Annotated in this window: 10 protein-coding genes; 3 read left to right on the top strand and 7 right to left on the bottom strand. The window is 53.0% G+C overall.

Annotation, left to right across the window (positions count from 1 at the left end; translation table 11 throughout):
- Positions 1 to 281, bottom strand: a 281-nt coding sequence (locus ACR0CE_RS20145; RefSeq protein ID WP_480833572.1) for a hypothetical protein, incomplete at its 3' end; no start/stop codon positions are given.
- Between the two features lie 243 nt (positions 282 to 524).
- Between ACR0CE_RS20145 and ACR0CE_RS20140 the strand changes: the two genes are divergently transcribed.
- Complete coding sequence (locus ACR0CE_RS20140; RefSeq protein ID WP_480833571.1) at positions 525 to 1,520, top strand: hypothetical protein; 996 nt, start codon at positions 525 to 527, stop codon at positions 1,518 to 1,520.
- A 134-nt stretch (positions 1,521 to 1,654) separates the two neighbouring features.
- On the opposite strand, the gene ACR0CE_RS20135 is transcribed toward ACR0CE_RS20140, so the two are convergent.
- On the bottom strand, positions 1,655 to 2,896 hold the full coding sequence (locus ACR0CE_RS20135; RefSeq protein WP_480833570.1) for an adenylate/guanylate cyclase domain-containing protein: 1,242 nt from the start codon (positions 2,894 to 2,896) through the stop codon (positions 1,655 to 1,657).
- A gap of 615 nt (positions 2,897 to 3,511) precedes the next feature.
- On the opposite strand from ACR0CE_RS20135, the gene ACR0CE_RS20130 reads away from it, so the two are divergent.
- Positions 3,512 to 4,144 carry a tyrosine-type recombinase/integrase gene (locus ACR0CE_RS20130; protein WP_480833569.1) on the top strand — a complete coding sequence of 211 codons (633 nt, stop codon included), beginning with the start codon at positions 3,512 to 3,514 and terminating at the stop codon, positions 4,142 to 4,144.
- A 251-nt stretch (positions 4,145 to 4,395) separates the two neighbouring features.
- Here ACR0CE_RS20130 and ACR0CE_RS20125 read toward each other — a convergent pair whose 3' ends face one another.
- The 5 genes from ACR0CE_RS20125 to ACR0CE_RS20105 form a co-directional block, all read right to left on the bottom strand.
- The gene (locus tag ACR0CE_RS20125; protein WP_480833568.1) at positions 4,396 to 5,052 is read right to left on the bottom strand and encodes a lipid-binding SYLF domain-containing protein; all 657 of its coding nucleotides are present in this window, start codon (positions 5,050 to 5,052) and stop codon (positions 4,396 to 4,398) included.
- Between the two features lie 98 nt (positions 5,053 to 5,150).
- The gene (locus tag ACR0CE_RS20120; protein ID WP_480833567.1) at positions 5,151 to 5,966 is read right to left on the bottom strand and encodes a hypothetical protein; all 816 of its coding nucleotides are present in this window, start codon (positions 5,964 to 5,966) and stop codon (positions 5,151 to 5,153) included.
- Positions 5,967 to 5,996: 30 nt separating this feature from the next.
- Positions 5,997 to 6,692: a hypothetical protein gene (locus ACR0CE_RS20115; protein WP_480833566.1), complete on the bottom strand. Its 696-nt coding sequence runs from the start codon at positions 6,690 to 6,692 to the stop codon at positions 5,997 to 5,999.
- A gap of 119 nt (positions 6,693 to 6,811) precedes the next feature.
- Entirely contained in the window at positions 6,812 to 8,452 is a 1,641-nt protein-coding gene (locus ACR0CE_RS20110) for a sulfatase-like hydrolase/transferase (RefSeq protein ID WP_480833565.1), read from the bottom strand.
- 23 nt (positions 8,453 to 8,475) lie between these two features.
- Entirely contained in the window at positions 8,476 to 8,718 is a 243-nt protein-coding gene (locus ACR0CE_RS20105; protein WP_480833564.1) for a hypothetical protein, read from the bottom strand.
- Between the two features lie 116 nt (positions 8,719 to 8,834).
- Between ACR0CE_RS20105 and ACR0CE_RS20100 the strand changes: the two genes are divergently transcribed.
- Positions 8,835 to 10,199, top strand: coding sequence for a tetratricopeptide repeat protein (locus ACR0CE_RS20100; RefSeq protein ID WP_480833563.1), 1,365 nt, complete (start codon positions 8,835 to 8,837; stop codon positions 10,197 to 10,199).
- The last annotated feature ends 257 nt before the right edge of the window (positions 10,200 to 10,456 follow it).

Below are 10,456 nucleotides of genomic sequence, written 5' to 3'. Positions count from 1 at the left end.
GCCACGCAAACAGGCCGGACAGACGAAGGTACTGACAAAATACCCGCAAACATCACCAAAAAGTTCTTGCAATGCAGGAGCCACCCACAGATGCCGTCCACTTGGGCGTCGGATGCTGCGGCGCGGCCCGTCAGACCTGCCATTCGCTGCGAGTGCAAAAACAGAGGGCGCTCGAACTCACACAACGCGGGACAAATTGGGCTTTCGAATTTTGACTTTTGTTGACGCAGCATCGGTTCGCATACGCGACAGGATTTTTGCTGCATCGCGGTCTCAGTCACCAAAGCAGCCATTCATTCGGACGAACTGCCAGCAATTCCAGATTACCTTTTCGCCGCACAGCACTGGGGTATGAAGAACCTGGCTAAAATAGCCGCCATTCGTCTTCGCAGTGAGACACTGCCATTCCATTCATTCGCGAACAACTTGCTATAATTTTGGAGTGGCCGCAGAATTTGAGAGGCGTAGGGAAGCTCAGGGGAAAGTGGTAAGCGATGATAATGAATGGCAAATTTTTGATGCGGATGACCTTCGTGATTTTCGGATCGATGCTTTGGACCTCAGTTAACGCTCAACAGCTGTGGACAGGATCTTTTGTAAGCCGCAGTAAATGTAGTGGCCACATCGGGATTGTCGGACCCGAGCAGCACAGCAAGGTCATTCAAGGTCACAAATGGCCATATCCAAAAGGCAGCGCGATTGAATACATTGATAGAAACGCGCGTGGAATAAACGCCATTGCCGCTGGTCGCGGCGGAAGCCAGGCCATGCGGGAGAGGTTGTTGAACGCCGCGAAGAGTGGGGCATTCACCAAATTGGACTTCGAAGGATCTGGCGGTTCGAGCCCGTCGTTTGTCAGTACCATTGTTGTAGAATCGACGGCCTACGCAGTAGCCCAATTGCGCGTAGCGGGTGCAATCTCACCTCAAGAAATAGGTGAGATAAATGCGTGGGTCCAAAAACTCTTAAAAAATTCCACACAGCGGGCCAACAGCCCTGATCATAAGGCGGCAATCGGAACTGCAAGGCTTATCTGGGGCGCGGCGATTGGTGACAAAAACCAGTTCTCAAAAGGCTACAACCAAGTGAAATCCGTTTTGAGAAAGCTACGTTCTGGGCCTGAAATTGACACCAAAATCAGAGTTAACAACGAGGTCATGCACCAAATTGTTCACGCAGGCATTGTTTTGTATAGAAACGGGATTGATATCTTTTCCAAAAATTGGGGCAAAACGTCCCTGCATCAGGCAATTGCATATCACGCAGTGCGGGTCACTCAGATTGGTTCTGGTAAGCTCGAAACAACGACTGGCGCAGATACACAGGCACGTAGCATTTTCCGAGCGACTGGTTGGGGCACTCACTTGGCGTGGGTTCCACTTTATCTCAGTCATTTTCCGAGTTCGGGCGCGTCAAACGAAGTGCGTGCCTTGGACAAGGCCCTGCGTCGAGTAGATCGAAAGCCCTACTACGGAACTCAAATCGGAATCCATTCGGACTGCATCTATGGGCGATATTGAGGGATGGAGAAGGACGGACAAGGCGGGTCGCCGAAAGCTCGATTGGGGATCGTGGTCGGCTTTCGCAAAGCGTTGTAAAAACGCTGTTTGGCGAAGCGCGAATGTCAAGGGATCATCAATAGCCCGCGAGAAACTCAATCACTACTAGGTGGACTGTCGAACTCCACTAAGTACCCGCGGGCAGTAGAAACCGCCCTCGCATCGTCCCACTTGATTCCTGGCTGATCAGAAAACTGCCGAAATCTTCCAAAGTGCTCAACGCCATCATAGTTGTCCGGCTGGTGGCGGAACCAGTTTGTGAAAACAACGGGTTCGCCGTTAGACCATCCCCAACCCTCGTCAGGCTCTTTTGCCCGGTCACTTTGAACAAACCCTATCCAAGGTCCAAAACGCTGCCATCGACTACCTTCGTCCTGCTTTCGCCACACGTCATCCTGTAGTGCCGCCAGATCCACGAGAAAATCGTTCTCAGCTTGCGATCCAATTGCAGCGAGGTATCCACCCATCGCACGTGCCTCGGCCTCGGCCTCCATCCATTTTATCCCCCAAGCATGCACCAGTGCATAGCCGTGCCCTTCAAAAGAGGCTCTCTCAAGAACTTTTCTCGTTGCGGCCGACCTTACTGCCCAGTCGTCCAGGTCCCGTTGGTTGTAAGCCTCGCCAATGACCGGAGATATAGGCGTAGCCTCAGTTTCCGTCGCTTGCCAATTCTTGTACGCGACACCCAAGCCTGCCAACCCGATAAACGCCACTATCAGAATTGTCGCCGCCACGCTCTTGCGACCAACGATGTTAGAGGCACTGATCAGCCGCGACATCTCGCCGTTGCCTCCGGCGACCTTGTAGGCCTCCACAGGTTTTGGAATGTTCTTTAGACGCTGTCTGCCCATCGAGACGAATTCAAGGGTCAATATTCCATCAATCTGTTCGCGCACCTGACTCGAAAGGCAAATCCCACCGGGTTCGGCCAACGCTTCAAGCCGTGCCGCAACGTTGACGCCATCCCCCAGAAGATCGTCGCCTTGAGCGATCACATCGCCGACATTGATGCCAATCCGAAAAAGAAGGACCTGGTCTCCCGGTATTCCTTGGTTTTTCGAGCGCAACGCTTCCTGAACCTCGACGGCGCTTCGTACTGCTTCCACCGAGCTCTCGAACTCAGCTAAGACACTGTCGCCCGCAGTGTTGGCGATACGACCACCGTGTTTCGCGATAATGGCATCCATAGACCGGCGGTGGTCTGCAAGTCGTAGTAATGTGGCTTCCTCATCTAATGCTATCAGTCGGCTGAATTCGGCAACATCAGCAGCAAATATTGCCGCGAGTTTACGGCGAATGCTGGGACCATCACCGGTTGTTGGTGGATCATTTGCCACTAGACACGTCCCTGGCCGGACGAGCGGGATTGCCAATACCGAGGTATGTAATCCGAACTACCAAAGACAATCATATTGATACCTTTGAAACCGAAAATTAACGTTACCGCACTTGAAGCAACTTAAGGCCAACAATTGACCCCTGTCAAAATCAGCAGCCAAAATTCAAATTTTCGAAAGGTCGAGGAGAAGTATTATTCGCAACACTGATCGCGCTGTTAGTTAGTCACAAATAGAAGGCTAAGGCTGGATCACAAATGCACGATCCGAAACCTTCAGGGTCCGATTTTGATGAACAGGCTGTTAGCGGAATGATGGCAGAGCGCCGACGTTGCCCGAGACTACGCGAACGGTGGCTTCCTTGCGCCCTTTGTGAATTAAAATCTCCAACTTCGCCGCAGGCCACACCAATGACTGGTTATCCCACAGCACATCAGCGTAGAGTTTTACGCCTGTGCGGCATTATCCGAGCTGCGCGCGCACGAAGTGTAGAAATCAAACTCACAGTATGGGGCTCACTGCCGACCTCGAAGGAAGCGCAGCAATCCAATGATATGGTGCCTCGTCAACGTCGGGTTGTCGTTGTGGAGGGCATGGCGGATCGGAGGATCAGTCATGGAAACACCAAATCTACCAGCCATTCGCGCACTTCGCCCTGCATGGAACAAAGGCCGTATCGTCGGTCAAAAACGGCCGCTGAAGCCAAAGCATGTCTGGGCAATCCGTGTCCGACTTGAATTGGCAGAAAACCATCGCGACCTCGCGCTGTTCAACATGGCGATCGACAGCAAGCTGCGTGGCTGTGATCTAGTGAAGATGAAAGTCGTCGACATTATGGCATCTGGCGAGATCAAAGAACGGGCTTCCGTGCTGCAAAGCAAAACGCAAAAACCGGTGCGCTTTGAAATTTCCGAAGGCACCAGAGCCTCGGTCGAGAAGTGGATGGAGGATGAACTCATGGTCGGCTCTGAGTACCTTTGGCCGGGCCGCTTCCATGAGCGTCTTCACATCTCGACACGCCAGTATGCGCGGATCGTCCGAGATTGGGTGACATCGATCGGTCTAGAGGCGAGCGCATATGGCACGCATTCGATGAGGCGAACAAAGGTGACCCAAATCTACAAGAAGACTGGCAATTTGCGGGCGGTTCAGCTTCTGCTTGGGCACACCAAGATGGACAGCACAGTCCGATACCTGGGCGTCGAGATTGAGGACGCGCTAGCAATCGCCGAGGCCATTGAAATCTAGCAACCTCGGGTCGCCTTCAAGGGCGGCCCAATTCGGACCTTCGCCGAGCATTCAAGATGCCGCAGCCGCAGCCCGCATTCCAGCCATTCGTTGCAAGCGCAAATCTAAAAAGCCCGCCGTTGGGGATCGCGTGAGAAAGGCGACAATTGGCTCCAGATCGTGAATGTCGATTTCATTTTTACGTTCTGAGGGTCGCTCAGCACATCAAATGAAGCGTTGCAAAACTACACCCGACACAAATTGTGCTACTTTCACTTGTCGATTTTGGTGATTTTCGTCCCTTGAAGACTTGTTCCAGCCATCAGGCCTTCTTGCCCGAACACGATTGGCACGATATCTCCCTGCAGGTCATTTGTTCCCATCGAAGCAGACCACCCCTGGTCGCCACCAACCAGAGTCGGGCCCGTGCCTGCTTCCCAACCATCGTTGCTGCGGAAGTATTCCAGCGCTGCATCATCCAGGAAAAACATGGCATAGGAGAATTGCTGTACGCCTGCTTGAAACCCGTATGAAGCGCCTGCGATGCTGTAGTATCCGATCGTGCTGTCATTTTCTCGCATCGCTCCCTCACCAAATTGACCGCCAATCATCAGGCCACCCTTGGTAATCTTCGGGAACACCAGGATCGATATCGATTTCTCTGACAGTTCTTTGGCTTCAGGTGAACTCGCATAGAGCAGTTCAAGCGCTACATTCACGCCGCTGTTGATCTCAGACGCGGTTGGGCTTCCAGTGGCGTCAAGGACAGCTTCGCCTGCAGTCCCTGTGACATCCCCAACCTTTTTGGCTGCACCCGAGATGCCCTCTGTGACTTTGTCCAGTAGATTCTGGGCATGTGCGGAATGCTCCGCTGATAGGTGCATAAATCCAGCTATCGTAATTCCCACGAATAGTTTGGCACGTAGCATCTTCTCCTCCTCATACAGCTTTAACGACGCAACAAGGGCACAACGCAAGGACCGATTGCCGTCAAAACTTGGCCATGATCAATGACACACACTACTCCCTAGAATAAGTACTTGATACCGAAGTAGGGGCCGTGTTGGTCCACGTCATAGGCAAAGTCACCGGAGCTCAGCGTGTCGCTATAATCGACGCTGAAGTACCGATACCCGAATGTGAGGGCAGTTTTCTCCCAGGGTTGGTAATCAAAACCAACATTCGCCCCGATTTGAAGGTCATTTCCACCAGCGCCGAAACCGCCCAACTCCAAAGAAGCGATCCCAGTCCATTGCTCATTTAGGCGCCACATACCGCGCGCGCCGATTACAGGTTCTATCCAATCCTGATCGCCACCAAAAACAGGCGGATTTCCCGGGCCCGGAGTGGCTATGTCGATTTCCTGGCGGATTGAGTTGTATCTCAGACCGCCTTGTAGATCGATTGCATAGCGCTGGTTGTTTGAACCATATACGCCATCCGCGACACGGTAGGCCGCCAAAATACCAAACCACTTTTGACGAACATCGACGCTAAGTTCGGCACCCAGTGGGCTAGGCAGTGTGGTATCCTGCTTGATACCGACGTAGTTGGCGTCGAAAATGATCCCGAAATCACCCTTCCATGCCTCATATCGACCAGCCGCCGCGAAATCGAGCACATCCAGCACGTCTCCAAGGTCCAGATCCAGATCGGCGGATTGTCCGGCCACGGTCGATGTTCCGGTGGTTCTTAAGGGCGTGAACAAATAGAACGATGCGCCATGACGCCAGCCGATTTCGTCCTGACCGGGCGCAGGCAGCGACTGGGCATGCGCAAGAACAGGCAGCGTCAGAAAGCCTGTCGCGAACGCCATGGTACTGAGTTTGAGGGCATCGGGCATAGCTATTGTATCCTTGTCGTCCGGCTGTAGTCAGTAATTGAATCTGAGACCGATCCCGGCACCCTGGTCATAGGGACGATCCGCGCCGATCCCGATCAGCACATCTGCGTAGAGAGCAACTCCGGGGCTGAGGTTTTTTCCGATCTGGAATTCGGCCGTCGCTGGCCAGACATCATTCTCCCAATCGTAGGGCGCTTTGATATCTGCTTTGACCCAATACCCATCACCAAACGGTTGAAGCGCAATCAGGCGCATTGCAGTTTGGCTGACATCGGTTGGGCCATTATACGATGCGAAATGCTGGATCAGAGGGATCAGTGTTAGCCCACTGTTTGTGTTTGCAAAGGCGAACCCTCCGAACGGAGCAATTTGATCAGACCCGGTGCCAATGCCTTCGTCGGGGTCGCCGAAATCAAGTATCCACTCCAAACCAAGCGCGGATTTGACGGTCCATGTGTCATTTAAGGGGTTTTGGGAAGGAAAGTAGATCATCTTGAAGCTGGTTTTTTCGAACCCATTGAACCTCTCTCCAGTCGCATCAGTCGAATTGTAGTGTAGCTCGTATTTTAGCTTCAGATCGGGGCGCAGCATGTATGCACCATCAATGAACATGTCCTGACGGTCTGCCCCCCCTTCCAGATCGAAATACTGATAGCGAATGTCCGTGTTGTTAACCGCCGCTAGCGGATTTGACGCATTTTCTTCGGCTTTGGTGGCAGAAGCCATCACGAGCAACGCCAAGGTTAAAACTGTCAGATGAAGCGAGATGCGGGTCATAGTACACCTTGGAAAAATTCATGCGACCAGTCAGACGGCGGCGTCTCGGCACCGCCGTCTCAAGTTCGTCATTGCCAGCTAGAAAAGACTTCTCGGGCCAATTCGCTTTCGGGCCTGAGATTTTCAATTCCCTCATAGGGGACGCCCTTGCCGAGCGGTTTGTGAGGGTGCTTTTCGATGGATTTCTGGTGGCGCTTCAACATGTCCTGGAAAGACGCCCCGGACCACAGCGAATACCCGACAAGCGGATGTTCTTCACGTGGATCGCGATAGACATTGAAGACAGGGGCCGCCGCGCCAGGTTGGCCTGGGGCCGGCAGGTGCATCTTGAACTCTTGCTTGACCACCGAGCGCAATACTGGCCCCTCGTAAACATAGACGTAGTCGCGGCGCGAATTGCCTTCTCCCTCAAGCAACAATGCTGTCTGATCAATGCCGTCAATCACTCGGTCGCGTGGAATGCGGTCTGTCGCGCCTGCGATCCGGGCAAATGTGGAAAACAGATCCGAGACATGAACGATGTCACCTGCTGCACTGCCCGCTTCGATAGCACCGGGCCAACGGATGAATGCATCGGTTCTAACTCCGCCTTCGAGATGCTGTGTCTTGCCGCCGCGATAAATCAGTTGGTTCAGGCCGGACGTTCCTTCGTAGTGGTACATCAAACCATTGTCAGCCATGATCATAACGACAGTATTATCTGCCTTGCCGGTTTCATCCAGTCTGGCCAGAACCTCGCCGATCCAACCGTCCAGAACTTGCAATTTGTCCGCATGGAAGCCGCCGTTGCGAGATACAGCCTGATCAGGATAGGCAAAGTTCAGAGGATAGAGCGGCCAGTATTGCATAAAGAATGGCGCGTCCTGCGAAGCCAACCGCTCTAGCTGCTCCAAAGCTTGACGCTGATAGCGCAAATTCATTTCCTCGTATTTCGCCTGGGTCCATTCTTCGCCCGGCGCCATATCGACTTCGCGGGCCAGGGCTCCCGTTTCACCTTCGACGCCAGTTACCAGACCGTAAGGTTTGAACCGCTCGTCCAACTGAAACTGGTTGGACTGCCCCGATGGATGGTAACCAAGCATGTTGTTGGCGACCATTGCATCCCGCGTCATCAGGCTAAGCTGTACCTGCTGATGCAACGGAAAGGCCGCCCAGTCGAATCCCTGATTATGTGGGTAGGCCTGTTCAATATCGCCCTGATGCCATTTCCCAACATGCGCAGTGTTGTATCCCTCTTCCTTCAGTATCTCGGCAATCGTGACTTCTTCAGCCGCAAGACCTTCGCCAACCAGGGCAACCTTGACTTCTTCAACGCCCGCACGCACGGGGTGACGACCGGTCAGCATCGCCGTTCGTGTCGGCGTACAGGATGGCTCAGTATACATCCTCATCAAAGACATGCCTTCTTTGGCAAAGTCGTTGATATTGGGCGTATCGAAACCGGTAACGTAGTTCATTGTCCGGTTGCCCATCTGACCGAAGCTGACATCGTCGATCAGAATGTAAAGAATATTGGGTGGCTTGCCACCATTGGCGTCCCGTATCTCGCCGAGCTTCGCTTCGATTTCTGTGTCTTGAGCGTCCCATTGCTCGCCAAACTGTGCGCGTAGAAACTCAAACTCTCCATCATGAATTATCGGCGCATCCTGCGCAAAGCTTGCGCTTGCCATCAGCACCATGGCTGAGGCTTGTTTCAGTATTGATCCCATCGGTATCCCTTCCCCTATTTGAATTACATCTTCCCTGCACGCCGCAGCGATTGAGCAATTTCTTCCTGAAGACCTTTCAGCGTTTCGCGGATGTCGCAGGCAATATTGAGCGATTGGCTTCCGGACTCAGTGTTCAAGGCAAGGTACTCGTCACTGAGAAGCAGATAGTCCCGGCAAATTTCATCGAAAGTAATGTCTTCACGCCGTAAGTCCGCAATTGCGGCTCTTTGGTCAGGAAACAGGGTATCAAGGACGATACCTTTCATTTCGGAGCTCGTTCGATGGATCAGCAGGCTTAGGGGAGTGTTCTCCGAATTCACTTCTCACAAAAGGTTTATCGGGGCATAATACGGTATAATCAGAGATGTAACTTGCTGAAAAAATGGAACTATCCAAAAGCGCATCGACTATTATTAGTGATGGCAGAACGCCTGACGCCAAAGATGTGCGGGCCGCGCTTCAGCGACTTGTCGGGTCCCAGACTTTCGCTGGATCACAGCGACTGCAGGATTTTCTTATCTACGTCGTCGAGGAATCGCTCAACGATCGAGCCGAAGACATTCGTGCCAAAACTATCGCCATGGATGTCTACGGCGCGAGCATGTCCGAGATGGCGCGTCGAGAAAATGTGGTGCGGGTGGATGCTGGTCGCCTGCGTCGCAAGCTGGCCGAATATTATGTCGAAGATGGCCGCGATGAAGTCACTGTTTTCGATCTGCCTAAAGGCGGATACGCACCTGAGATATCGATTAGGTCGTCCGGGACGGATCAGCCCGAAATACCCGAGAGAGAAACCAAGACGTATACTTGGCCACGCCGATTCATTGGGATTGCAGGGGTTTTCCTTATTATCTTTGTTGCTGCGGCAATTGCGTTAATTTCGACAAGTCGAAGGGTTCCAGTCAGCCTGCCAGTCGATAGCCTGAGCCAAGCTGAGCGCAGCGCAATTTTTGATGCATCCCCTATGCGTCTTCAGGCTGTAAATCTGGCCAATACTGGTCGTGATCTGATCTTTCCGGCCTTGGAACCTGCGCGTCTTGACGCGGCCTTAACCATATTCAAGGGGGCAATTGAAAACGACGACAGCTATTTTGGAGGCCATGCAGGGGCCGCGCAGGTTGCCGCAACAATAGCGCTGGTTACACCGGACGCTGATCCGACCGGGGACCTGCTGCGTTACGCGGGCACACAGGCAAACAGGGCGATTGAATTGGCACCTGAAACGGGGTGGAGCCAATCTGCAAAGGCCTGGGTCGAATTTACCAAAGGAAATTGGCCGGAAGCTATGGAGTTTTCGTACAGGGCACAGCGTTTGGCACCAAACGACGTACATGTGTTGGAGTTCGTGTCACTGATCCTGTTGTATTCAGGTGAGTTCGAACAAGTCGTGGCGATTAGCGAAGATGCACTGTCGAAAATCGATTTGGACCGGGGTTATGTGTTTCAGAACGCGATGGGGTCTGCAAAGTTTCATCTGAAAGATTTCGAAGGTGCCGTTTCCGCCTTTGAGCAGGTGGCAGAAAAGGGCGGCCCCGTCGGTCCTGTGTCTGTTGCCTATCTGATGGCGGCTCATCAGATGCTGGGTAACGAAAGTGAAGCTCAGGCCTTGTCGGACAAACTCTCGCGTGAGTGGCCTAACAGTCGGGTGGATATTTTGTTCCAGAGACTGTTCGCGAACCCGGAATACGGGTTGGAATTAGGTGACGCTATGAAACAAGCCAATTGGAAGCCAAAAGTTAACGAATGAAGTTCGTGTCTCGGCTTTCGAGGCCATTCCAGTGCGAACTGGCCACAGTAGCCATCGGCCCATAAGAGACATTCATCGCAGTCACTGGTGCCGCAGTGCGGCTTCACCAGACCGGCCATTCGCTACGGACATAAATATCCTGAAACTGCCGAACTCACAGATTGCAGACAATGCAGCCGTTTGATCTACCGCTATTGGGCGGCTCGAAACATCGGAAACAGGGGTGGGGCTTGGTCGGCTTTGATTAGACCCATCTC

This window comes from Ruegeria sp. L11 (assembly GCF_056531755.1).
Note: the sequence above shows the minus strand (reverse complement) of the source record. Positions and strands in the feature narration are given on the sequence as shown.

Bases quoted from the DNA above. Each gene is read 5' to 3' on its own strand.
- ACR0CE_RS20140 (WP_480833571.1), top strand. From the start codon at position 525: ATGACCTTCGTGATTTTCGGATCGATGCTTTGGACCTCAGTTAACGCT.
- ACR0CE_RS20130 (WP_480833569.1), top strand. From the start codon at position 3,512: ATGGAAACACCAAATCTACCAGCCATTCGCGCACTTCGCCCTGCATGG.
- ACR0CE_RS20125 (WP_480833568.1), bottom strand. From the start codon at position 5,052: ATGCTACGTGCCAAACTATTCGTGGGAATTACGATAGCTGGATTTATG.
- ACR0CE_RS20120 (WP_480833567.1), bottom strand. From the start codon at position 5,966: ATGCCCGATGCCCTCAAACTCAGTACCATGGCGTTCGCGACAGGCTTT.
- ACR0CE_RS20115 (WP_480833566.1), bottom strand. From the start codon at position 6,692: ATGGCTTCTGCCACCAAAGCCGAAGAAAATGCGTCAAATCCGCTAGCG.
- ACR0CE_RS20110 (WP_480833565.1), bottom strand. From the start codon at position 8,452: ATGGGATCAATACTGAAACAAGCCTCAGCCATGGTGCTGATGGCAAGC.
- ACR0CE_RS20105 (WP_480833564.1), bottom strand. From the start codon at position 8,718: ATGAAAGGTATCGTCCTTGATACCCTGTTTCCTGACCAAAGAGCCGCA.
- ACR0CE_RS20100 (WP_480833563.1), top strand. From the start codon at position 8,835: ATGGAACTATCCAAAAGCGCATCGACTATTATTAGTGATGGCAGAACG.